The sequence below is a fragment of the Actinomadura livida genome (assembly GCF_014648675.1).
GTDB lineage: Bacteria > Actinomycetota > Actinomycetes > Streptosporangiales > Streptosporangiaceae > Spirillospora > Spirillospora livida.
In genome coordinates, this window is sequence record NZ_BMRO01000001.1 from 377,871 (window position 1) to 399,423 (window position 21,553).

Genomic DNA, 21,553 nt, shown 5'->3' on the forward strand with positions numbered 1-21,553 from the left:
CCGTGGCGCCGCACGTCCGGCATCCACCGCATCCGCAACCGGCGGGCGCTCGCCACCGTCCGCGAGGTGTGGGAGGCCCGCGACCGGATAGCCCGCGAACGGGACCTGTCCCCCGGCCGGGTGCTGCAGGACGCCGCGATCATAGAGCTGGCGCAGAAGGCACCGAAGACGCCCGGCGAGCTGCAGGCGCTGCCGACGATGCGGGGCCGCGGCGCCCGCCGCCACCAGTCGGCGTGGCTGCGCGCCGTCGCCCGCGCCCGCGACCTGTCCGAGCGCCGGCTGCCGGAGGCCAACGTCCCCGGCGACGGCCCGCCGCCCGCGCACCGCTGGGCCGACCGCGACCCCGAGGCCGCCAAGCGCCTCACCGCCGCCCGCGCCGTCGTCGCCGCGCTCGCCGACGAGCATTCGATGCCGTCGGAGAACCTCGTCCAGCCCGACACCGTCCGCCGGCTGGCCTGGACGCCGCCGGCGGAGCCGTCGGTCTCGGCGGTGGCCGCCGCGCTGCACGACCTCGGCGCCCGGCGCTGGCAGATCGAGCTCACCGCCCAGCCGATCGCCAAGGCCTTCCTCCGCCTGGAGTGCAAAGGAGATCTCTGAGCGCCTGGACGACGTATTCCGAGGACTGGGTATTCCGAGGACTACGCCGTCCAGGGCCGGGACCGTACGGCGGGCGGCGGCCGCGTTCAGCGCCCGCTGTAGAAGTCGGCGTACTCCTCGCGCAGCACCTTCTTGTCGAGCTTGCCGACACTGGTCGTGGGCAGTTCGCCGACGACGAGGACCTCGTCGGGCAGCTGCCACTTGGCGAACGTGGCGGACAGGTGCGTCCTGAGCTGGTCGACGTCGACCTCGTGGCCGGGTTCGGGCACGACCAGGGCCACCGGGCGCTCCTGCCACCGGGGGTGCGGCGCACCCACCACCGCGGCCTGCCGGACCGTCGGGTGGCCCATCAGGGCGTTCTCCAGGTCGATCGAGGAGATCCACTCCCCGCCGGACTTGATCACGTCCTTGAGCCGGTCGGTGATCTTCAGGTAGCCGTCGGAGGTGATCACCCCGATGTCGCCGCTGCGCCAGTAGCCCCGGTGGAACTTGCCCTCGTCGTCGGACTTCCAGTAGCTCTCGGTGATCCACGGGCCCCGGATGCAGATCTCCCCCGCCGACTTCCCGTCGTGGGGCAGGAACTCGCCGCCCGACCCCAGCAGCCGGACGTCCACCCCCGCCACGGGCAGCCCCTGGGAGCGCTTGAGATCCCAGCGCTGCTCCTCGCTCAGCCGCTCCTCCAGGGAGGGCTTGGGCCGGTTGGACGTGACCAGCGGCGTGGTCTCGGTGGCGCCGTACCCGTGGATGATCGAGGCCCCGGTCAGGTCGTGGAAGCCCCTGATCAGGCTGAGCGGCGGCTCGGTGGACCCCGAGATCATCCGCGCCCGGGACAGGTCCGGCGGCTCGGGCAGCGAGCGCAGGTACTCCAGCATCGGCGCGAAGATCGCCGGTGCCCCGTTGGTGACCGTGACCGCGTAGTCCACCATCGCCTGGGCCAGCACCCCGATCTCCTCGACGGAGTAGCGCCCCGGCAGGACCACCCGGGCCCGCGCGTAGACGGCCACCTGCGGCAGGCCCCAGCACTGGGCGTGGAACATCGGCGTCGTCAGCAGCACGTTGTCGTGGTCGCCGACCGCCTGGTCGGCGGCCCACATCATCGTGTGCAGCACGATCCCCCGGTGGGAGTAGAACACCCCCTTGGGGCGGCCCGTGGTGCCGGTGGTGTAGCACGCGCTGTAGGCCGAGGTCTCGTCGATCACCGGCCAGCCGAACTCCTCGTCCTGCCGGGCCAGCAGCGCCTCGTGGTCCAGGGGGTCCGGCAGCGAGGTCTCGATCTCCGCCGGCGGCCGGTCGCTCATCACGATCCAGTGCCGCACCTGCGGGCACCGTGCCGCCAGATCCTCGGCCACGCCCAGCAGCGACTCGTCGACGCACACCACCGTGGCGCCCGCGTGCTCCACGACGTACGCGAGATCGTCGGCGGCCAGCCGCAGGTTCATCTGCAGCATCACGGCGCCGATCCCGGGGATCGCCCAGTACAGCTCGAAGTGCCGCAGGTGGTTCCAGTCCAGCACCCCCACCACGTCACCCGCGCGTACGCCGATGCCGTCCAGCATGTTCGCCGTCCGCGCCACCCGGCGCCACGTCGCCTCGTACGACGTGCTGCGCCACGCGCCGGCCGCGTCCCGGAAGACGATCTCCTGCTCCGGATGGGTCACCACCGCCTGGCGGAACAGGTTCGTGGTGTTCAGCTGGTAGCCGTCCCCGTGCGTCGACGGATGACCGGTCACGAATTCAGACAAGGTGTCACCTTCCTTCTGCCCGACTCGCGTCGGGGACTCGAGCGGGACTCCACTTCCCTCGGGCGCCCCACGGCGGCCCCGGGGTGCTCAGCGCAGTCCGAACTCCCAGTTGCCTCCGTCGCGGTACTGCGAGAGCACCCGCCGGCCCACGCTCTGCACGTGCACCTCGTCCGGTCCGTCGTACAGCCGGGCGAAGCGGGCCGCCCGGTACATGAAGCTCAGCGGCAGATCATCGGTGAGGCCCGCCGCGCCGTGCACCTGCAGCGCCCGGTCGACGACGTTGTGCAGCATCCGCGCGCCCACCACCTTGATCGCGCCGATCTCCACCCGGGCCTCGTCGCCGCGGTCGATCTGCTCCGCGGCGGCCAGCGTCATCATCCTGGCCGCGGAGATCTCGGTGTAGGAGTCGAAGACGAACTGCTGCATCAGCTGCTTGTCCGCCAGCGGGCCGCCGAACGCCTCCCGCTCCCGCAGCCGGCGGCACATCAGGTCGAACGCCCGCTGCGCCTGGCCCAGCCAGCGCATCGCGTGGAAGATGCGGCCCGGCCCGAGGCGCTCCTGGGCGATCCGGAAGCCGTTGCCGCGCTCCCCCAGCAGGTTGGCCTCGGGGACGCGGACGTTGTCGTAGACGACCTCGTAGTGGCCGTGCTCGATGCCCAGCACCGGGGTGTCGCGCTCGATCACATAGCCGGGGGTGTCGGTGGGCACCAGGATCATGCTGAACGCGGAGTGCGCGGGCGCGTCGGTCTCGGTGCGGCACATCACGGTCGTGTACGCCGCCTGCTTCGCCCCGGTGGTGAACCACTTGCGCCCGTTGATCAGCCATTCGCCGTCCCGGAGCACCGCCGTGGTCCGGATGCCGGTGGGGTCCGAGCCCGCGACGCCGGGCTCGGTCATGGCGAAGCTGGGCGAGATCTCGCCGGCCACCAGCGGCCGCAGGTACCGCTCGCGCCACTGCGGGGCGGCGTGCCCGTGCAGCATGAGCGAGTCCTGCAGCGTCCAGGTGCCCAGCGCGAGCTGCCCGAACTCGCTGCGTCCCTGGACCTCGTTGATGAAGACGTAGTCCAGGAAGGGCAGTCCCCCGCCGCCCAGCTCGGCCGGGTGCCCGAGCGCCCAGAGGCCCTCGTCCTTGGCCTCCCGCTGCAGGCGGGCGAGGAGCGCCTCGGCCTCCGCGCCGCCCCGGTGCAGCACGGGCTCCGCCGGCTCGACCCGCTCGACGACGAAGTCGTGGACGCGCGCCCTGAGCCGGTGCAGGTGTTCGGGGACGTGCGAGCCCATCAGCGGTCCTCCTTCGGGTGCGGCGGGTGCGGGGCGGCGGGCTCGCCGCTCCCCGCGGGACGGGACGCCGCGGGGCCGGTCATGCTTCCGGGTGGCTGATCGCGGCGCCCAGGTCGAGGCCCTGGAAGTCGCCGGGCGCCGCGACCTCGGTGATCGGGTCGTCGCGGTCGTCGAACTCCAGCCGCAGCGCCCTGGTCATCGTGGCGTGCATGTCGTAGAGGCAGGTGATGTAGGTCAGTTCGAGGACCTCCTCGTCGGACAGCTCCGCGCGCAGGGCCTCGAAGACGGCCTCGTCCACGCGCCCGCCCGCCATCACCAGCGCGTCGGTGTAGGCCAGCACGGCGCGCTCCAGCGGCGAGAACAGCGTCGAGACCTCCCAGGACCGGACGGCCTCGATCTTCTCCTCGGCGAGGCCGAGCGACCGCAGGGCCTTGCAGTGCTGGGAGTAGACGAACTGGCTGCCCCGGGTCCAGCCGGCCCGGGTCTGGCCCAGCTCGCGCAGGACGGGGTCCAGCTTCCGGTCCGGGTTCCGGTAGAGGGAGAACCCGCTCACGGCGTGCCGGAAGACGTCGGGGACCAGTGCGAACACCGTCCACCAGTCACCGGGGGTGCCCGTGGACGTGCCCGGCTCCTCGACCGGGTCGCGGTCGGGGAACAGGCGCTGGTACATGGCGAGGATGACCTCGTCCTGGACTTCGGCGCGGCGGACCTGGCGCAAACGCGGCATCTCTATCTCCTGGCGGCTAGAAAACACGGGCGAGTTCTCTTGATATCAGAAACGTGCTCCTTGACACGGGAAGACCCTCGGTCCCAGAATACATTTCTGGCCCACAGAAAGAGGTCCCCGTGTTCGACCCGTCCGACGTCGTCGACCACGTGCGCAACGGGATGCTGCCCGCGCACATCTACAACGACTCCGAGATCTTCGCCGCGGAGCGCGACGCGATCTTCTCCCGCTCCTGGGTCTTCCTGGCGCACGAGTCGGAGATCCCCCAGGTCGGTGACTACGTGGTGCGCCGCGTCATGGAGAACTCCTTCATCGTCAGCCGCGCCGGCGACGGCGCGGTGCACGCCATGTTCAACATGTGCCTGCACCGCGGCATGCAGGTGTGCCGCGCCGAGCAGGGCAACGCCTCCCACTTCCGCTGCCCGTACCACGGGTGGTCCTACCGCAACGACGGCCGCATCGTGGGCCTGCCCTTCCACCGGGAGGCGTACGGCGGCGAGACCGGCTTCAGCAAGCGCGGGCAGCGGCTCCTGCCCGCCCCGGCGATGGACACCGTCAACGGCATGATCTTCGTGTCGCTGGACCCCGAGGCGCCCCCGCTGCGCGAGTTCCTCGGCGACTTCGCGTTCTACCTCGACTACTACACCCGGCAGAGCCCGAGCGGGGTCGAGGTGCTCGGACCCCAGCGGTGGCGGGTCAAGGCGAACTGGAAGATCGGCGCGGAGAACTTCGCCGGGGACATGTACCACACCCCGCAGACCCACGCGAGCGTCGTGGAGATCGGGCTCTTCCGCGAGCCGAAGGCCGAGAAGCGCAAGGACGGCGCGACCTACTGGGCCACCAGCGGCGGGGGCACCACCTACAAGCTGCCGCCGGGGACGCTCGAGGAGCGCCTGCGCTACGTCGGCTACCCCGACGAGATGGTCGAGCGGATGAAGGGGGCGTGGTCGGCCGAGCAGCTCGACCTGATCGGCCGCGACGGCTTCATGGTCTCCGCGGCGTCGGTCTTCCCGAACCTCAGCCTCGTCCACAACTGGCCCAAGGTGGCCGACTCCGACGACGTCCTCCCCTTCGTGTCACTGCGGCAGTGGCAGCCGATCAGCGAGAACGAGACCGAGGTGCTGTCCTGGTTCCTGGTCGACAAGGAGGCTCCGGAGGAGTTCAAGGCGCTGTCCTACAAGGCCTACCTGATGTGCTTCGGCAGCAGCGGGATGTTCGAGCAGGACGACGTGGAGAACTGGGTCTCGCTGACCGCCACCGCCGCGGGCACCATGGCGCGGCGGCTCCTCCTCAACGGCCGCATGGGCATGCTGCCCGACGGCTCGACCATCGCCCCGGCCCTGGGCGGCGACGAGTGGGCGGGCCCCGGCGAGTCCCGGATCGGGTACGGCGAGTACAACCAGCGCCACCTCATGAACCGCTGGGCCGACCTCATCGAGGCCGGGCCCGCGCGGACCGCGGCCGTCACCGTCGGCACCCCGGGAGAGGACGCCGCCCGATGACCGCGCACATCCCCGTCTCCTCCGCCGACAGCCCGCTCGGCGCGCACGCGACCAAGGCCGCCCCGGTGGGCGATCCGCTCCCGTTCGCCGATCCGGTGCACCTGGCCGCCCACCAGTGGCTGGTCGACGAGACCTACCTGCTGGACCGGCAGGAGCTCGAGGAGTGGCTCGCCCGGATGACCGGGGACGTCCACTACTACATGCCGATCCGGGTCACGACGTCGCTGGGCACCGGCTACGACACCGCCCGGCGGATGGCGCACTTCGACGAGGACCTCTACTCCCTGCAGCGCCGGGTCGCCCGGCTGCGCACCGAGCACGCCTGGACCGAGGACCCGCCCTCGCGGCTGCGCCACCACCTGTCCAACGTGCGCACCTTCGCGACCGACGTGCCCGGGGAGATCCTCGTGGAGTCGGCGGTCCTGCTCTTCCGCAGCCGCGGCGACGTCAACGAGCCGTCGCTGATCTCGGCGGGGCGCAGCGACGTGCTCCGGGACGTCGGCGGCGCCTGGCGGCTCGCCCGCCGCCACATCGCGGTCGACGAGTCGGTGCTCCGCACCCAGAACCTGGCGGTCTTCCTGTGAGCGCGCACTGGGAGGGCGAGCGCGAGGACCGGGACCGCGCCAGGGCGGCCGCGGAGGAGCTGGCGGCCCTGCGGGCCGGGCGGGTCGGCGAGCCCCTGACCCTCGGCAACGAGTTCTCCGAGGTGCGGGTGAGCCTCGTGCAGACCCGCAACGGCGTGCGCCTGCTGATCGAGGCGACCAAGTCCGGCCAGTGGGTCACCCTGGACCCGCTGGAACTCGAAGCCCTGACTTGGCAGGCACCGGCGACGTTCTCCGCGATGGTCGGCCACCCGTTCTCCTCCCTGTTCCCCGACCAGGGCGACGACAGCGAGCATGACGCGAGGGAGTCGGCCTCATGAGCGCCCCCGTGCTGGACGGCCGGCGGGCACTGGTCGTCGGCGCCGGTTCGGGCATCGGCCGTGCGGTGGTGGAACGGTTCGTCGCCGAGGGCGCGGCCGTGGTGGCCGTGGAGCGCGACGAGGCCAAGTGCGAGGATCTGCGCAAGTCGGTGCCCGGCATCGACGTCGTCCAAGGCGACGCCTGCGAGTCCTCGGTCAACCGGGAAGCCGTGGACCGGTGCAGAGAACTGCACGCCGGGCTGGACACGCTGGTCCACTGCGTCGGCATCTTCGACTTCTACCGCTCCCTCGACGCCGTCGACGAGGACGCCTTCGACGACGCCTTCGACGAGATGTTCTCGGTCAACGTGCGCGCGGCCATGCACGGCGTCCGCGCCGCGCTGCCGGAGCTGCGGCGCAGCGGCGGGAACATCGTGCTGACGGAGTCGACGTCCGCCTACCAGCCGGGCCGGGGCGGCGCGCTCTACGTCTCGACCAAGTTCGCGATCCGCGGGCTGCGCATCGCGCTGGCCCACGACCTCGCCCCCGAGGTCCGCGTCAACAGCGTCGCCCCCGGAGGCACCGTCGGCACCCGGCTGGCCGGCGCGCGGGCGCTGGGGCTCGACCAGCAGCGCCTCGACGGCCCCGACCGCGCCGCGGACATCGCGTCCCGGGTGCCGCTGGGGATCGCCCTGTCCGGTGAGGACCACGCCTGGAGCTACCTGTTCCTGGCGTCCCCGATGTCCCGCGGGATGACGGGCACCGTCCTCCACAGCGACGGCGGCGTCGGCATCAAGGGCTGACGCCGCGCCCACCGACAACGACACGAGAACCAGGAGTCCCGAGTGCCCATCCTGAAGGCGGACGCCGCGGCCTGCCAGGGGTATGCCAGCTGCGTCATCGCGGCCGACGACTACTTCGACATCGATGACGACGGCCTCGTCGTGCTGCTGTCCACCGAGGTCCCCGAGGCCGACCGCGAGCGGGTCGACCGCGCGGCCCGCGCCTGCCCCGCCGCGGCTCTCCGGCTCGAGGGAGCATGACCGGCGACGTGGTGATCGTCGGCGCCTCGGTGGCGGGGGTCGCCCTGGCCCGGACCCTGCGTTCGAGCGGCTTCACCGGACGCGTCCGCCTGGTCGACCGGGAGACCGAGGAGCCCTACGACAAGCCGCCGCTGTCCAAGGGGCGGCTGGAGGAGCCCGTCCGGCTGCTCACCCGTCCGGAGGCGGAGCGGCTCGGGCTGGAGCTGCTGCTCGGCGTCGAGGCGACCGGCCTGGACACCGCGGCCCGCCGCCTCGCCCTGTCCGACGGAAGCCGGATCGGGTACGGCGCGCTGGTGATCGCCACCGGGGTCCGTGCGAGGCGGTCGCCTTGGATCGGTCCAGGCGTCCATGTGCTGCGGACGCTGGCCGATGCGCGGGCATTGCACGCCGACCTGGCCCAAGGCGGTGACCTCGTGGTGGTGGGTGCCGGCTTCATCGGGGCGGAGGTCGCGAGCACCGCGATCGACCAGGGATGCCGGGTCACGTTGGTGGATCCGCTGACCAGCCCTCCCGCCCGGGTCGTCGGCCAGAGCGTCGGCGACCGGATCCTCACATGGCATGAGCGGGCAGGTGTGAACCTTCGGCTGGGCAGGGTCGTCGAGGCCCTGGACCAGCTCGCCGACGGGATCAGCGTCCGGCTCGACGACGGGGAGGTGCTCCGCGCCGATCACGTGGTCGTGGGCATCGGCGCCGAGGTCGACGTGGACTGGCTGGCCGGGTCGGGCCTGCACCTGGAGGACGGCATCGCCTGCGACCCGCATGGCCGCGCCCTGGGGGCCGACGATGTCGGGGAAGGCCGTGTCGGGGAAGGCCGCGTCGGCGAAGGCCGTGTCGGGGAAGGGCAGGTCTTCGCCGCCGGCGACGTCGCCCGCTGGGCGGCGGCGGACGGAGCGCCGGGCCGGCGGATCGAGCACTGGAACTCCGCCCAGGAGCAGGCCAGGTGCATCGCGGCGACCCTGCTCGACCCCGAGCGTCCGCAGTCCCCCAGCGCGGTCCCCATGGTGTGGAGCGACCAGCACGGCCGCACCGTCCAGGTGCTCGGCGCCGTGGACCCCGGCGTCGAGCCCCGGCTGGTGGAGGACGGGGACCGGCTCCTCGCCCTGTGGGACGACGGCGGACGCGTGACCGGCGCGGTCTCACTGGGATGGCCGCGCGGCGCCCTGGCCGCCCGCCGGGCCATCGCGAACGGCGCCGCGGTGACCGCGGTAGTCGACACAGTGGCTCCCCGGGAGGCTGCCCGATGACGGTGAACGTCCACGACGACCTCCATGAGCTGCGGAGCCTGCTCGCGGAGGGGTGCCGGGTCCTGGCGGCCCGCGAACTCTCCCCGGGGTTCCTCGGCCACATCAGCCTCCGCCTCGACGACCAGCGGATCCTGGTGCGGTGCCGCGGCCCCCGCGAGTCGGGCCTGGCCCACACCACTCCGCAGGACGTGCGGGTGGTGACCCTCGACGGCGAACCCGGCCTGCCCGGCGAGCTGGACGGTTGGACCGTTCCGCACGAGCTTCCCCTGCACACCCGGATCCTGCGCCGGCGCCCCGACGTGCGGTGCGTCGTGCACGCGCACCCCCGGCGCACGGTCGCCGCCGACCTGGCCGGCCTGACCCTGGAGCCGCTCGTGGGGGCCTATGACATTCCGGGCTCCGCCCTGCTGGCGAGCGGCGTCCCCGTCTATCCGCGCTCGGTGCTGGTGCGCAGCGACGCGCTGGGGGACGAGGTGGCCGACCATCTCGGTGACCACGCGGCGGCCCTGCTCCGCGGGCACGGTGTGGCGGTCACCGGCGACTCGGTCCCCGAGGCGGTGCTCCGCGCCGCCTCCATCGACGAGATCGCGCACCTCTGCCTGCTCGTCGCCTCCGCCGGAGGGCGTCCCCGCCCCATCGACGAGGCCGACCGGGCCGAGCTCCCCGACCTCGGAGGGAGCCTCAACCTGGACGTCGCCTGGCGCCACGAACTCTCCCGGCTGCCCGAGGCTCCCCCCGCCTGATCCGACCCCGCCTGATCCGACCGGCTCCCCCCGCCCTGCCCCGACCGCACAGCTCGACAAGGAGCCCCAATGCCCGACCACGTCACCGACATCACCCAGCTCTACGCGCGCTACAGCCTCTCCATCGACTCCCGGGACCTGGAGTCCCTGCGCGACTGCTTCACCGCCGACGGCAGCATGGAGATCACCGGCGGGCCCTCCTTCGCGGGCGCCGAGGGGCTCGCCAAGGTCATCGCCGGCCGTACCGCGGAGTCGCCGCGGCACGAGAACAGCAACGTCCTCGTAGACCTGGCCGACGACGCGAGCGCGGCCGGCCGAGCTTATTTCGTGCTCCGGGGCCCGGACGGACAGCCGGCCGCCATGGGCGAGTACAGCGACCGGCTGGTCCGCACCGACGCGGGATGGCGTTTCGCCGCGCGGCAGATCACCTTCACCTGGCGAGCCTGACGCGCGGCCCGCGCCCCGGCGCCCCGCGCCCTCCCGACACCTCCCCGCCCCCGCCGCACGGCCCGCTCCGCGTGGCGGGAGCTCTGTCCTGGGCCGACGCCGCACACCCCGTCGCCCACAAGGACTTCTCCAACTTGCAGAGTCCGTCTCTTCTCTTTCTGTTTAGTCTGGTCTAATCTTTGTGAGCCGTGTCACCGAGACGCGGCATCCCGAGCAAGAAAGACGCGAACCCCATGCTCAAGAAGCCCCTGACCGCGGTCGCGGTCGCCTCACTGATGACCCTGGCGGCGTGCGGCAACAGCGCGGGCTCCGGCGATTCCGGCACCGGTGCCGACGGCGTCGCCATGGGCCCCGGGGTCACCGACGACGAGATCAGCGTGACCGTGATCAGTGACTTCTCCGGTCCCATCGCCCAGGGCGGCATCGCCGGCTCGCTGGGCGTCGAAGCCAAGATCGACCAGGTCAACCGCGAGCAGGGCGGCATCTGCGGCCGCAAGGTCGTGGTCGACAAGCGCGACACCAAGTACGACCCGCAGATCACCACCCAGCAGTACCGCGCCGCGGCGCCGAAGAACCTGATGGTCGCCCAGTTCGTCGGCACCGCCGGCCTGAACGCCGTCCGGGCCAACATCGAGCGGGACAAGATGCCGACGCTCTCGGCGTCCATCAACACCCAGACCCTCGACCTCCCCAACGTCTACGTCGCCATGCCGCCCTTCGAGGTCGAGCTGATCAACGGCCTGACCTGGGCCGCCAAGGAGGCCGGCGCCTCGGCGAGCAAGAAGGTCAAGGTCGGGTTCGTGACGTCGGCCGACGAGACCGGCAAGGTCTACCTCGACGCCCTGAACCACGCGGCGAAGGCCACGGAGGGCCTGGAGGTCGTCGCCCAGCCGACCTACACCAACGCCGACACCGACTTCACGGCGCAGGTCAACAGCCTCAAGGACGCCGGAGCCGAGATCGTCATGCTGGGCGTCACCCCCGCCCAGATCGCCGGCATCATCGGCCAGTCGGCCCAGTTCGGCTACAAGCCGACCTTCGTGTCGAGCTCGGGCGCCTGGGCCTCCAGCCTCGGGAAGCCGCTGAAGGGCCTGCTGGACAAGTACTACGTCTCCGGCGGCTACGGCACGCTCAACGACGACAACGCCGGCATCCAGGCGCTGACCAAGGCCCGCAAGGCCTACGCCCCCGACGCGAAGCCGGACAACTTCGAGGTCGGCGGCTGGATCAACGGCACCGTCGTCGTGGAGGCGCTGCGCAAGGCGTGCGAGGCCAAGGACCTCACCCGCGAGGGCGTCATGAAGGCGATGACCGGCCTGAAGGTCTCCTTCGACGACATCCTTCCCCCCATCGACCTCGGTGACGGCAACTCGATCGTGAGCTTCCAGTCCCGCATCAACAAGATCGGGGCGGACGGCGTCCAGGAGCCGGTCGCCGAGTTCTTCGAGTCCGAGGCCGCGAAGTCCTGGGACGCCGCCAGGCGCAAGTGACGACCCGGGGCGTGTGCGGGCCCGGCGGGGCCCGGACACGCCCCGGCTCCAATCCACCACCGCGAACCAGGACTTCCAGATGACCCTCTTCCTCCAGCTCGGCTTCCAGGGCATCGCCCTGGGCCTGGTCTACGGGCTGATCGCGCTCGGGTTCGTGATCATGTTCAAGGGCTCCCACACCTTCAACTTCGCGCACGGCCAGTTCGTCGCCATCGGCGCCTACGTCGTGCTGGTCCTGCTGCCCCGGATGCCCTACGTGCTGGCCTTCATCGGCGCCGTGGCGATCACCGTCGGCCTCGCGCTGGTGGTCGAGCGCCTGCTGATCCGCGGCCTCATCGGCCGCTCGGTGACCGTCGTGGTGCTCGCCACCCTCGGCATCTCGACCATGCTGCACAACGCCGTCCTCATGGTGTGGGGCGTCGGCAGCCACGACTCGGTGGGACCGGTCGGCGCCGGCACCACCAAGGTCGGCTCGGTCGTGCTGCCCAACAGCGCCCTGGCCACCGTGGCCGTGTCGGTCGTCGTCCTGGCCGCGGTCGCCTGGTTCTTCCAGCGGACGCGCCACGGGCTGGCGCTGCGCGCGACCGCGAGCAGCCAGGAGGCGGCCCTGGCCCAGGGCATCGACGTGGGGCGGATGTTCGCGCTCTCCTGGGCGCTGGCGGCCTTCCTCGCGGTGACCGCGTCGATCTTCCTCGCCTCGTTCCCCCGGGTGGTCTCCCCCAGCATCGGCGACCTCGCGCTCATCGCGATCCCGGCGATCGTCATCGGGGGCATGGACTCGCTGATGGGAGCGGTGGTCGGCGGCCTGGTCGTGGGACTCACCCAGGTGCTGGGCTCCAACTACCTCAGCGACATCGGCGGCGGCCGCCTGCACGAGGTGCTGCCCTACGTCCTCATGCTCCTGGTCCTCCTGGTCCGGCCCTACGGCCTGTTCGGCAGTCGCAGCATCGAAAGGGTCTGAGCCGTGTCCGTCCTCACCAGCCCACCGGCGCCCCGCGACGCCGCGACTCCCGCGCCGCGCGCGCAGGGCCTCCTCACCCGCGGCCGGATCGGCGTCCTCCTCTGGATCGCCGCCATGGTCGTGCTGCCGCTGGTGCTCCGCTCCGAGCTGTGGCTCGGCATCGGCATCCTCACCCTGATCGTCGGCGTCGGCGCCCTCGGCATGCAGGTGATCACCGGGCTCGCCGGGCAGATCTCGCTGGGCCACGCCTTCTTCATGGGCATCGGCGCCTACAGCTCCGCCTGGCTCGGCGCCGACAAGGGCCTGCCGTGGTGGCTCTGGCTGCCGGCGGCCGGCCTGGTCGCCGCCACCGCGGGCGCGCTGGTCGCACCCGTCGCCGTCCGCATCCGCGGCCTCTACCTGGCGGTCGCCACCCTCGCCCTGGTCTTCATCGGCCTCTACGCGTGGGAGACGTGGACGAGCCTCAGCGGCGGCGTGAACGGGCGTCCCGCGGCACCGGTCCTCTTCGGCGACCAGGACCTGAGCCTGGGCATCATGGCCGGCGACCAGGTGATCCTCGACGCCTTCCAGGCCTGGTGGTACTTCGCGCTGGCGATCCTGCTGGTGGTCATGCTCCTCACCCACAACCTCAAGCGCTCGCGGCTCGGCCGCGCGTTCATGGCCGTGCGGGACAAGGACGTGGCCGCCGCGGTGGTGGGCGTCCCGGTGACCCAGACCAAGACCGTCGCCTTCGTCATCTCCTCCTTCTTCGCCGGCATCTCCGGTGCGCTGCTGGTGTCCTACATGGGCTACTTCACCCCCAGCCAGTGGCACCTGATGCTCTCGGTCGACTTCATCGCCATGATCGTGATCGGCGGGATGGGCACGGTCTCCGGCGCCCTGCTGGGGGCCCTCTTCGTGCGGGCGATGCCCGAGGTCGTGAACCACGCCTCGGGCTTCCTGCCCTTCGTCCGCAAGGGCACGAGCACCGACGGCGGCATCACCGGACCGCTGCTGTCCGGGTTCCTCTACGGATTGGTGATCGTGCTGATCCTCCTGTTCGAACCCAACGGGATCCGGGCGCTCCTGCTCCGGGCCTGGCGGCGCCTGCCGGCACCGCTGGGCAGCTCACGCGAAAGGCGGAAGACATCATGAGCCGCGACGCCTCCCCCGCGTCCGACGGCCCGCCGGCCCTGCGGACCACGGGCGTCAGCGCCGGCTACGGCGCCGCCGGGACCGCCGTGACCGACCTGTCCCTGCGGGTGCCCCAGGGCCAGGTCGTCAGCCTGCTCGGCCCCAACGGGGCGGGCAAGACCACCGTCATGCGGGCGGTCTCGGGCCTGCTCGGGCTGCACCGCGGCCGCCTCACCGGCGGGCGGGTGGAACTCTTCGGCAAGGACGTGACCGGGGCCCGCGCGTCACAGCGCGTGCGCGCCGGGCTCGCGCAGTGCCTGGAGGGAAGGATGGTCTTCCCGGGGCTCAGCGTCGCCGAGAACCTCGCCAGCGGAGGGCACGTCCGCCGCTACCGCGGCGGCGCGCTCACCGAGGCCCGCGACGAGGTGCTGACGCTGCTGCCGCGGCTCGGCGACCTGCTGGACCGCAAGGCGGGCTACCTGTCCGGCGGCGAGCAGCAGATGCTGGCGATCGCGCGGGCCCTGATGTCGCGGCCGAAGCTGCTGCTCATGGACGAGCCGAGCCTGGGGCTCGCGCCCCGGATCGTCGAGCAGGTCCGGGACATCATCGTCTCCATCAACGAGGCCGGCACCTCGATCCTGCTCGTCGAGCAGAACGCGCGCATGGCCCTGTCGATCTCCGGCTACGCCTACCTCCTGGAGGGCGGGCGGGTCTACGCGGAGGGCACCCCGGAGGCGCTGGAGCAGGACAACGACATCGCGGCGGCGTACCTCGGCGCCGGCACCGCGCCCGTCACCCCCCGAGGAGCCGACTCGTGAGCGCCGCACTGTTCGAGGTCGAGGACCTCACCCTCTCCTTCGCCGGGGTCCGCGCGCTGGACGGGGTCGACTTCACCATCGACGAGGGCGAGCTCTTCGCCGTCATCGGACCCAACGGCGCCGGCAAGTCCACGCTGTTCAACTGCATCTCCGGCATCTACCGGCCGGAGTCGGGGAGCATCAAGTTCGGCGGCCGGCAGCTGCTGGGCAGCGCCCCCCACCGGATCGCGAGCGCCGGGATCGCCCGCACGTTCCAGAACGTCGACGTCTTCCCGGCCATGACCGTCGAGGAGTGCCTGCTCCTGGCCCGGCACCAGCACCTGCGCTCCGGGCCGGTGGCCAGCATGGTCAGGTGGGGCCGCAGTGCCCGCGAGGAGCGCGCGGCGCTGCGGAAGGTCACCGAGGTGGCCGACCGCCTCGGCCTCGGCGGCCTCCTGCAGAGCACGGTCGGCACGCTGCCCCACGGCATCCAGAAGCGGGTCGAGCTCGCGCGCTCGCTGTGCATGGAGCCCCGGCTGCTGCTGCTCGACGAGCCGGTGGCCGGGATGAACCACGAGGAGACCGCCGAGATGGCGGCGACCCTCAGCGAGGTCAACTCCGACCTGGGTGTCACGATGCTCCTGGTCGAGCACGACATGTCGATGGTGATGGGCATCTCGCACCGTGTCTGCGTGCTCGACTTCGGGCGCCGCATCGCCCTCGACACCCCGGCCAACGTCGTCCGCGACGAGGCCGTCATCGACGCCTATCTGGGAGGAGCACTGTGAGCACGGCGGACATCACCGTCTACGGAATCGTCGGGAGCCTGCGCAAGGGGTCGTGGAACCGGCTGCTGCTGGAGTCCGCGGCCCGGCTGGCCCCCGGCGGGGTCACCGTCACGATCAGCGACCTGATCGGGCAGTTCCCGCTCTTCAACGAGGACCTCCTCGCCCAGGAGCCGGCCGCGGTCACCCAGATGCGGAGGGAGATCGCCGCCGCGGACGCGTTGCTGATCGCCACGCCGGAGTACAACGGCGGGGTCCCCGGCGTGCTGAAGAACGCCTTCGACTGGATCTCCCTGCCGCTGGGCGCGTCCGTCCTCCAGGGCAAGCCGGTCGCCCTGATCGGCACCTCGCCGGGACGGCTGGGCACCGCCCGGTGCCAGTTCGAGCTGCGGAACATGTTCGTCTTCTCCCAGTCCCCGGTGATGCCGGGCCCCGAGGTGGTCATGCCCTTCGCCCACGAGTGCTTCGACGAGACCGGGCACCTCAAGGACCCGGTGGCGACCGAGCGGCTCGGGGTCCTGTTCGAGAAGCTCCGCGCCCACGTCGCCGCGACCCGGACGGAGGTGGCGGCCCGATGATCACCCGCACCTTCGTCTCCCGGCCGTCCGCCGGTGCCCCGCGCGCGGGCGCCGGGGGCCATCCCTGCCAGGGCCTCTACCACGTCCGGGAGGGCGACCGCCCGAAGGTGGCGATGATCGCCACCCACTACCAGATCGACTTCGCCGAGCACTACCTCGCCGACCTCATGGCCGAGCGCGGCATCGGCTTCCTCGGCTGGAACACCCGGTTCCGCGGCTACGAGTGGAACTTCCGGCTCGACCAGGCGCTGGTGGACATCGGCGTCGGCGTGCGCTGGCTGCGCGAGGAGGCCGGGGTCGACTCGGTCATCCTGCTGGGCAACTCGGGGGGCGGCTCCCTGATGGCCGCCTACCAGGCCCAGGCCGTCGACCCGACGCTGCAGCCCCCGATCGACCACGCCCCCGTCCCCGGGGTGGACGAGCTGCCCCCCGCCGACGGCTACCTGTCGCTGGCCGCGCACCTGGGCCGTCCCGACGTCCTCACCGCCTGGATGGACGCCGCGGTGGTCGACGAGTTCGACCCCGTGGCCACCGACCCCTCCCTCGACCTGTTCAACCCGGAGAACGGCCCGCCGTACAGCGCCGAGTTCATCGAGCGCTACCGGCAGGCGCAGGTCGACCGCAACCACCGGATCACCGCGTGGGCCAAGGCGGAACTGGCCCGGCTCACCGAGGCCGGCTACTACGACCGCCACTTCACCGTGGCCCGGACCTGGGCCGATCCGAGGATGGTGGACCCGTCCCTGGAGCCCACCGACCGGAAGCCCAACAGCTGCTACCGTGGGCCCGTCGAGGCCGCCAACCGGGGCGACCGTGGGATCGCCGGGGAGACGACGGTGCGCAACTGGCTCAACATGTGGAGCCTGAGCGAGTCGCCCTGCCGCGGTGAAGGCAACCTCACCAAGATCACGATCCCGGCGCTGGTCATCAACCCGACCGCGGACACCGGCGTCTTCCCCAGCGACGCCGACCGGATCGCCGCCGCCCTCGCCGCCGAGGACAAGACCCGCCACGACCACGCCGGGGACCACTACTTCCTGGAGCCCGCGGGCGCCCGGGACGCGGTCGCCGACACGATCTCCGACTGGGTCGGCACGCGGTTCGGGAGCGGGAGCACGCGATGACGGCGTCCGCGGCGATCCACGGCGCCCGGGGCCAGCACTGGATCGCGCACCTCGCCCGGCACGCCCACGCCCGGCCCGAGGTGACCGCGCTGCGGTGCGGCGAGGTCTCGCACACGTGGCGCGGGCTCGCCGGCCGGGTGCTGCGGTCCGGCCGCGCGCTCGCGCGGCTGGGCGTCGGCCCCGGCGACCGGGTCGCCTTCGTGATGGGCAACGGGGTCGAGTACGTCGAGTCGCTCCTGGCGGTCTCCGCCGCCGGCGCGGTCGGGGTGCCGGTGAACCCCCGGCTGGCCACCGGCGAGGTGACCTACATCCTCCGCGACTGCGGCGCGTCCCTGGTGCTCACCGACGGCGCGTACGGCGGGCTGGCCGCCGACGCCGCCAAGGAGGACGGCATCCGGGTCGTGGACGTCACCGCCCCGGAGGACCCGCTCGCCGCGGACCCGCTCGACGGCCCCGCCGCAGGCTCGCCCGCCGGGGAACTGGCCGCGATCGACGTGGACGAGCACCGCCCGGCGCTGATCATGTACACGTCCGGCACGACCGGGCACCCCAAGGGCGCGGTCCTCACCCACCGGAACCTGCTCGCCCAGAGCCAGACGAACCTGATCGCCTTCCGCTTCGAGATGTACGACGAGGTCTACCTCTGCGCCTCGCCGCTCTTCCACATCGGCGCCATCGGAGGTCTGGCCCCCGCACTGCTCGCCGGCGCCACGGTGGTCGTGATGCCCACCGGCGCCTTCGACGCCGGTGAGCACCTCGACGTGATGGCCGAGCACCGGGTCACGTCCGTCTTCCTGGTGCCCACCCAGTGGCAGGCGCTCGTGGCCGAGCAGCTGCGGCGGCCCCGTGACCTGTCCCGGCTGCGCGTCGCCGCGTGGGGGGCCGCCCCCGCCACCGACACACTCCTGAAGGAGATGGGCGAGGTGTTCGGTGACGCCGACATGCTCGCCCTCTTCGGCCAGACCGAGATGTCGCCGGTCACCTGCGTGCTGGAGGGCAAGGACGCCCGCCGGAAGCTGGGCTCGGTGGGGCGGCCGGCGCCGGGCGTGTGGGCGCGGGTGGTCGACACCGAGATGAACGACGTTCCCGCGGGCGGGATCGGCGAGATCGTCTACCGCGGGCCGGGCCTGATGACGGGCTACTGGAACCTGCCCGAGGCGACCGCCGAAGCGTTCGCCGGCGGCTGGTTCCACTCCGGTGACCTGGTGCGGGTCGACGACGAGGGGTTCGTCTACGTCGTCGACCGGCTCAAGGACATGGTCATCACCGGCGGCGAGAACGTCTACTGCGCCGAGGTGGAGAACGTGCTCGCCTCGCACCCGGACATCGCCGAGGTGGCGGTGGTGGGCCGGGCGCACCCGAAGTGGGGCGAGACGCCGGTCGCGGTCGTCTCGCCGCGCCCCGGGCGGCCCGTCCCGTCGCTCGAGGAGCTGCGCGACCACGCCCGGCGCGAGCTGGCGCCGTACAAGCTGCCGACCGGCGTCGAGACGGTCGAGCGGCTCCCCCGCAACGCCTCGGGGAAAGTGCTCAAGTTCGAGCTGCGAGATGGAAGGGTCGATGACAGCGTCCACGGATAAGATCCGCTGGGTGGACAGTTCCTCCGCTGCTCAGCCTCGCAAGCCGCAGTACCCGATCGAGTCGGTCGACAACGCGCTGCGGATCCTGCTGCTGCTGGGCGAGCGGAAGAGCCTGCGCCTCACCGAGGTGAGCGAGTACCTCTCGGTGGCGTCGTCGACCGCGCACCGGGTGCTCGCGATGCTGCAGTACCGGGGGTTCGTCCGCCAGTCGAGCACGTCGCGGGCCTATGAACCGGGTCCCGCGCTCACCGAGATCGCCTTCTCGGTGCTGCGGCAGATCGACGTCCGCGAGCAGGTCCGCCCGATGCTGGAGGAGCTCGCCAAGCACTACGGCGAGACCGTCCACCTCGCCCGGCTGGACGGCTCGCTGGTGTCCTTCGTCGACGCCGTGGAGAGCAGCCGGGCCGTGCGGGTCGGCTCGCGGATGGGCAAGACCCTCCCGGCCCACGTGTCGGCGTCCGGAAAGGTCCTGCTGGCGCAGCTGCCGGACGAGGCCGTCGTCGCCCTCTACCCGCGGGAGAACCTGGAGGCGCTGACCCCGCACTCCCTGTCCACGCGGACCGCGCTCCTGGAAGACCTGGACCGCATCCGGAAACGGGGCTATGCCACCGGGTTGCAGGAGAGCGAGGACGGGGTCATCGCGGTGGCCGCACCGCTCGGCACGCACGCCGGTTCCCGGTACGCGGTGAGCATCTCGGCGCCGAGCCACCGCAAGCAGGACTTCACCGAGGTGGCCGTCGCCGAGGACCTGCTGCGCTTCGCCGAGCAGTGCCGCGGCTTCTTCTCCTGAACGGAGGCGCCTGACGAGCGGGCGAGCCCTGCCCACGGCCGTTCAGCGCCGGGGCCGGCCCGGCGATGGAGCTGGCTGACCCGGTGCCGGCGGTGCGTCCAGACTCCGATGCGGCGCCGGGTCAGCCTCGATGCCCATGGCTCAGGTCGCGAAGAGGGCGTTGAGCTGGCTGCGATCGAAGTACTCCTCGATCCGCCGGATCCGGCCGTCCTCGACGTACACGCGCAGGATCGCCGGGATCGATGCCGACCGGCCGTTGCGCTCGACCTCGATCACGTGCTGGCGGAGGAAGCCGTCCTCCAGCGCGGTGTGCCGGGGCTGGGCGTAGCCGAACTTGTCGTAGCGGTCGGCGATGCTGCCCAGCGTCGTGAGGTTCTCGTCCTTGCTCTGGTCGACGTCGTCGTAGTTGTGCCAGACGGTGACGTCGTCGTGGTACAGGGCGGAGACGGCCTCGATGTCACCGGCTTCGACGAACCGGAAGAACCGCTCGGCGTACTCCACCACCGACTCTCCGCTCATGCGGAGGCCCCCTGGGCGGCCGGGACGCCCGCGGCGGTCATCGGCGCCAGGTTGACGTCGTCCTCGGTCAGCTCGCGCGTCCAGGCGGCGAACTCCAGCAGGACGCCGTCCGGGTCGAAGAAGTACATCGAACGGACGAAGACGCCGTCGTGGTAGGTCTCCGCCACACCGCGCTCGCTGTCGTCGTGTTCGAGGACGGGCCCGGTGCGGACGCCCTTGGCGTCCAGCTTGGCCTTGTACTCGTCGAACTTGTCGAGCGGGATCTTGAAGGCGACGTGGTTCATCGAGCCGTGGGCCGTGGCGATGTCGCCGACGCCCGGCAGCTCGGCGGCGGAGGCGACGCCGGGGGCCCGCCGGGGCGCGTTGGGGAACCAGAAGAAGGCCAGGTACTGGTCACCGCCCATGTCGAAGAAGAAGTGCTGCCCGCCGTTGGGCAGCTTGATCGTCTTGCTCAGCTTCATGCCGAGGACGTTGGTGTAGAAGTCGACGGTGCGCTCCATGTCCTCGCAGACCAGCGCGAGGTGACAGAGCCCCTGGAGTTCGAACTCGGAGTTGGTCCCCATCGTGTTCCTCCTGTTCAGGTGACCCGTCGCCACGGTATCGGAAACTGTTTCTGGCCACCAGACTTTTTTTCGAACGGTCTGTACCATTGGGCGTGGAGGAGGGTACCCGCTCCCGGCCCCCGCCGGACCCGCCGGCCCGCTCAGCCGCGGCCGCGCTCCAGGTCGACGGCGTACTCGAACCGGTCGGCGGGGTGCACCGAGACCGTGATCTCGAAGGGCTGGCCGGCGCGGTCCAGGTAGCGCCGCGTCATCTGCAGCACGGGCGAACCGGCGGTGGTGCGCAGCATGTCGACCATGGCGTCCGGCACCGTCGCCGCGCGCATCCGCTGCTCGATGGTGTGCACGGTGCGGCCGGTCGCCTCTTCGACCATGTCCGAGATCAGCCGCTTGGGGTCCAGTACCTGGTCCCCCACGGCGGCCGCGACGTCGGGCTCGAGGTAGACGTCGGTGCAGCACAGCGGCCAGCCGTCGTCGGCCGGGTCGATCCGCAGCATCCGGATCTTGGTCCAGCGCTGCCCGGGGCGGCAGCCGAGGACCCGGGCGTCGACCTCGTCGACCACCACCTCGGCGATCGACAGGACCTGGCGGTTCGTCTCCACGGAGTACTGCATCAGGTCGTCCACCGAATGCACGGAACGGGCGAAGACCGAATGCGGCTTCAGGCGCTCGACGCGGGTGCCGCGCCGGGGCCGGCGGGAGACCAGTCCCAGTTCCTCCACGATGTCGAGCGCGGCTCGGATCGTGCCCCGGCTCACGTCGAACTCGGCCGCCAGGTCGACCTCAGGCGCGAACTGCCCACCGATCGGCCAGCGTCCCGACTGGATCTGCCGGACCAGCTCCTCGGCGACTTCCTCGTAACGCCTCATTGCCCTCCCGTCCACGGCCCACCGTCCGCTGGACCAAGGACATTGTGACCCCTGACACCCGCGCGGAGCGCCCGCCCGCACGGGGCCGCCGGCGCCTCCCGACACCGATTAGACTAGACAAACCGATTAGACTAGACAATTCAGGCGGTCCAGATCATAGGCTAGG

24 protein-coding genes are annotated in these 21,553 nt (G+C 71.7%); 18 read left to right on the forward strand and 6 right to left on the reverse strand.

Annotated features, from left to right (window positions below):
* On the forward strand, nucleotides 1-597 hold a 597-nt coding region (locus IEZ03_RS37440), incomplete at its 5' end, for an HRDC domain-containing protein (RefSeq protein ID WP_229807918.1).
* A gap of 86 nt (nucleotides 598-683) precedes the next feature.
* On the opposite strand, the gene IEZ03_RS01565 is transcribed toward IEZ03_RS37440, so the two are convergent.
* The 3 genes from IEZ03_RS01565 to IEZ03_RS01575 all read right to left on the reverse strand — a co-directional run bounded on the left by IEZ03_RS01565 (nucleotide 684) and on the right by IEZ03_RS01575 (nucleotide 4,344).
* Nucleotides 684-2,339, reverse strand: coding sequence for a long-chain-fatty-acid--CoA ligase (locus IEZ03_RS01565; RefSeq protein ID WP_184882797.1), 1,656 nt, complete (start codon nucleotides 2,337-2,339; stop codon nucleotides 684-686).
* 87 nt (nucleotides 2,340-2,426) lie between these two features.
* Nucleotides 2,427-3,617 (reverse strand): acyl-CoA dehydrogenase family protein, encoded by a 1,191-nt coding sequence (locus IEZ03_RS01570; RefSeq protein WP_184882795.1) that lies wholly within the window; start codon nucleotides 3,615-3,617, stop codon nucleotides 2,427-2,429.
* 79 nt (nucleotides 3,618-3,696) lie between these two features.
* A complete protein-coding gene (locus IEZ03_RS01575) occupies nucleotides 3,697-4,344 on the reverse strand; it encodes a carboxymuconolactone decarboxylase family protein (RefSeq protein WP_132053256.1) in 648 nt (215 codons plus the stop codon).
* A gap of 119 nt (nucleotides 4,345-4,463) precedes the next feature.
* Here IEZ03_RS01575 and IEZ03_RS01580 point away from each other — a divergent pair, with 119 nt between their 5' ends.
* From IEZ03_RS01580 to IEZ03_RS01660, 17 genes are all read left to right on the forward strand, one after another.
* On the forward strand, nucleotides 4,464-5,846 hold the full coding sequence (locus tag IEZ03_RS01580) for an aromatic ring-hydroxylating dioxygenase subunit alpha (protein WP_229807919.1): 1,383 nt from the start codon (nucleotides 4,464-4,466) through the stop codon (nucleotides 5,844-5,846).
* Nucleotides 5,843-6,430, forward strand: coding sequence for a 3-phenylpropionate/cinnamic acid dioxygenase subunit beta (locus IEZ03_RS01585; protein ID WP_184882793.1), 588 nt, complete (start codon nucleotides 5,843-5,845; stop codon nucleotides 6,428-6,430). The genes IEZ03_RS01580 and IEZ03_RS01585 overlap by 4 nt, the downstream gene beginning before the upstream one ends.
* Entirely contained in the window at nucleotides 6,427-6,768 is a 342-nt protein-coding gene (locus IEZ03_RS01590; protein WP_184882791.1) for a hypothetical protein, read from the forward strand. Before IEZ03_RS01585 ends, IEZ03_RS01590 begins: the two co-directional genes overlap by 4 nt.
* Nucleotides 6,765-7,550 carry an SDR family oxidoreductase gene (locus IEZ03_RS01595; RefSeq protein WP_184882789.1) on the forward strand — a complete coding sequence of 262 codons (786 nt, stop codon included), beginning with the start codon at nucleotides 6,765-6,767 and terminating at the stop codon, nucleotides 7,548-7,550. The genes IEZ03_RS01590 and IEZ03_RS01595 overlap by 4 nt, the downstream gene beginning before the upstream one ends.
* A 42-nt stretch (nucleotides 7,551-7,592) precedes the next feature.
* On the forward strand, nucleotides 7,593-7,790 hold the full coding sequence (locus tag IEZ03_RS01600) for a ferredoxin (protein WP_184882786.1): 198 nt from the start codon (nucleotides 7,593-7,595) through the stop codon (nucleotides 7,788-7,790).
* Entirely contained in the window at nucleotides 7,787-9,034 is a 1,248-nt protein-coding gene (locus IEZ03_RS01605; protein ID WP_184882784.1) for an NAD(P)/FAD-dependent oxidoreductase, read from the forward strand. The genes IEZ03_RS01600 and IEZ03_RS01605 overlap by 4 nt, the downstream gene beginning before the upstream one ends.
* Nucleotides 9,031-9,777, forward strand: a complete 747-nt coding sequence (phtC, locus tag IEZ03_RS01610; RefSeq protein ID WP_184882782.1) for a 3,4-dihydroxyphthalate decarboxylase — start codon at nucleotides 9,031-9,033, stop codon at nucleotides 9,775-9,777. The genes IEZ03_RS01605 and phtC overlap by 4 nt, the downstream gene beginning before the upstream one ends.
* 69 nt (nucleotides 9,778-9,846) lie before the next feature.
* Nucleotides 9,847-10,224, forward strand: a complete 378-nt coding sequence (locus tag IEZ03_RS01615; RefSeq protein ID WP_184882780.1) for a nuclear transport factor 2 family protein — start codon at nucleotides 9,847-9,849, stop codon at nucleotides 10,222-10,224.
* A 233-nt stretch (nucleotides 10,225-10,457) separates the two neighbouring features.
* Entirely contained in the window at nucleotides 10,458-11,714 is a 1,257-nt protein-coding gene (locus IEZ03_RS01620) for an ABC transporter substrate-binding protein (RefSeq protein WP_184882778.1), read from the forward strand.
* Nucleotides 11,715-11,793: 79 nt separating this feature from the next.
* Entirely contained in the window at nucleotides 11,794-12,675 is an 882-nt protein-coding gene (locus IEZ03_RS01625; RefSeq protein ID WP_184882776.1) for a branched-chain amino acid ABC transporter permease, read from the forward strand.
* Between the two features lie 3 nt (nucleotides 12,676-12,678).
* A complete protein-coding gene (locus IEZ03_RS01630) occupies nucleotides 12,679-13,809 on the forward strand; it encodes a branched-chain amino acid ABC transporter permease (RefSeq protein WP_184882774.1) in 1,131 nt (376 codons plus the stop codon).
* Nucleotides 13,806-14,606, forward strand: coding sequence for an ABC transporter ATP-binding protein (locus IEZ03_RS01635; RefSeq protein ID WP_184882772.1), 801 nt, complete (start codon nucleotides 13,806-13,808; stop codon nucleotides 14,604-14,606). The genes IEZ03_RS01630 and IEZ03_RS01635 overlap by 4 nt, the downstream gene beginning before the upstream one ends.
* Entirely contained in the window at nucleotides 14,603-15,373 is a 771-nt protein-coding gene (locus IEZ03_RS01640; RefSeq protein WP_184882770.1) for an ABC transporter ATP-binding protein, read from the forward strand. The genes IEZ03_RS01635 and IEZ03_RS01640 overlap by 4 nt, the downstream gene beginning before the upstream one ends.
* Nucleotides 15,370-15,948: an NADPH-dependent FMN reductase gene (locus tag IEZ03_RS01645; protein ID WP_184882768.1), complete on the forward strand. Its 579-nt coding sequence runs from the start codon at nucleotides 15,370-15,372 to the stop codon at nucleotides 15,946-15,948. The genes IEZ03_RS01640 and IEZ03_RS01645 overlap by 4 nt, the downstream gene beginning before the upstream one ends.
* Nucleotides 15,945-17,072: an alpha/beta hydrolase family protein gene (locus tag IEZ03_RS01650; RefSeq protein WP_184882766.1), complete on the forward strand. Its 1,128-nt coding sequence runs from the start codon at nucleotides 15,945-15,947 to the stop codon at nucleotides 17,070-17,072. Before IEZ03_RS01645 ends, IEZ03_RS01650 begins: the two co-directional genes overlap by 4 nt.
* Nucleotides 17,069-18,649, forward strand: a complete 1,581-nt coding sequence (locus IEZ03_RS01655) for an AMP-binding protein (RefSeq protein ID WP_184882764.1) — start codon at nucleotides 17,069-17,071, stop codon at nucleotides 18,647-18,649. The genes IEZ03_RS01650 and IEZ03_RS01655 overlap by 4 nt, the downstream gene beginning before the upstream one ends.
* 10 nt (nucleotides 18,650-18,659) lie before the next feature.
* A complete protein-coding gene (locus IEZ03_RS01660; RefSeq protein ID WP_184882762.1) occupies nucleotides 18,660-19,439 on the forward strand; it encodes an IclR family transcriptional regulator in 780 nt (259 codons plus the stop codon).
* A 141-nt stretch (nucleotides 19,440-19,580) separates the two neighbouring features.
* On the opposite strand, the gene IEZ03_RS01665 is transcribed toward IEZ03_RS01660, so the two are convergent.
* The 3 genes from IEZ03_RS01665 to IEZ03_RS01675 form a co-directional block, all read right to left on the reverse strand.
* A complete protein-coding gene (locus IEZ03_RS01665; RefSeq protein WP_184882760.1) occupies nucleotides 19,581-19,958 on the reverse strand; it encodes a nuclear transport factor 2 family protein in 378 nt (125 codons plus the stop codon).
* The gene (locus IEZ03_RS01670; RefSeq protein ID WP_132051407.1) at nucleotides 19,955-20,521 is read right to left on the reverse strand and encodes a VOC family protein; all 567 of its coding nucleotides are present in this window, start codon (nucleotides 20,519-20,521) and stop codon (nucleotides 19,955-19,957) included. Before IEZ03_RS01670 ends, IEZ03_RS01665 begins: the two co-directional genes overlap by 4 nt.
* A gap of 140 nt (nucleotides 20,522-20,661) precedes the next feature.
* Nucleotides 20,662-21,387, reverse strand: coding sequence for a GntR family transcriptional regulator (locus tag IEZ03_RS01675; RefSeq protein ID WP_184882758.1), 726 nt, complete (start codon nucleotides 21,385-21,387; stop codon nucleotides 20,662-20,664).
* Nucleotides 21,388-21,553: the final 166 nt, after the last annotated feature.

Excerpts from the sequence above, each read along its gene's own strand:
- IEZ03_RS01570 (WP_184882795.1), bottom strand. The coding sequence starts at position 3,617 with ATGGGCTCGCACGTCCCCGAACACCTGCACCGGCTCAGGGCGCGCGTC.
- IEZ03_RS01575 (WP_132053256.1), bottom strand. The coding sequence starts at position 4,344 with ATGCCGCGTTTGCGCCAGGTCCGCCGCGCCGAAGTCCAGGACGAGGTC.
- IEZ03_RS01585 (WP_184882793.1), top strand. The coding sequence starts at position 5,843 with ATGACCGCGCACATCCCCGTCTCCTCCGCCGACAGCCCGCTCGGCGCG.
- IEZ03_RS01595 (WP_184882789.1), top strand. The coding sequence starts at position 6,765 with ATGAGCGCCCCCGTGCTGGACGGCCGGCGGGCACTGGTCGTCGGCGCC.
- IEZ03_RS01605 (WP_184882784.1), top strand. The coding sequence starts at position 7,787 with ATGACCGGCGACGTGGTGATCGTCGGCGCCTCGGTGGCGGGGGTCGCC.
- phtC (WP_184882782.1), top strand. The coding sequence starts at position 9,031 with ATGACGGTGAACGTCCACGACGACCTCCATGAGCTGCGGAGCCTGCTC.
- IEZ03_RS01615 (WP_184882780.1), top strand. The coding sequence starts at position 9,847 with ATGCCCGACCACGTCACCGACATCACCCAGCTCTACGCGCGCTACAGC.
- IEZ03_RS01620 (WP_184882778.1), top strand. The coding sequence starts at position 10,458 with ATGCTCAAGAAGCCCCTGACCGCGGTCGCGGTCGCCTCACTGATGACC.
- IEZ03_RS01625 (WP_184882776.1), top strand. The coding sequence starts at position 11,794 with ATGACCCTCTTCCTCCAGCTCGGCTTCCAGGGCATCGCCCTGGGCCTG.
- IEZ03_RS01635 (WP_184882772.1), top strand. The coding sequence starts at position 13,806 with ATGAGCCGCGACGCCTCCCCCGCGTCCGACGGCCCGCCGGCCCTGCGG.
- IEZ03_RS01650 (WP_184882766.1), top strand. The coding sequence starts at position 15,945 with ATGATCACCCGCACCTTCGTCTCCCGGCCGTCCGCCGGTGCCCCGCGC.
- IEZ03_RS01655 (WP_184882764.1), top strand. The coding sequence starts at position 17,069 with ATGACGGCGTCCGCGGCGATCCACGGCGCCCGGGGCCAGCACTGGATC.
- IEZ03_RS01665 (WP_184882760.1), bottom strand. The coding sequence starts at position 19,958 with ATGAGCGGAGAGTCGGTGGTGGAGTACGCCGAGCGGTTCTTCCGGTTC.
- IEZ03_RS01670 (WP_132051407.1), bottom strand. The coding sequence starts at position 20,521 with ATGGGGACCAACTCCGAGTTCGAACTCCAGGGGCTCTGTCACCTCGCG.
- IEZ03_RS01675 (WP_184882758.1), bottom strand. The coding sequence starts at position 21,387 with ATGAGGCGTTACGAGGAAGTCGCCGAGGAGCTGGTCCGGCAGATCCAG.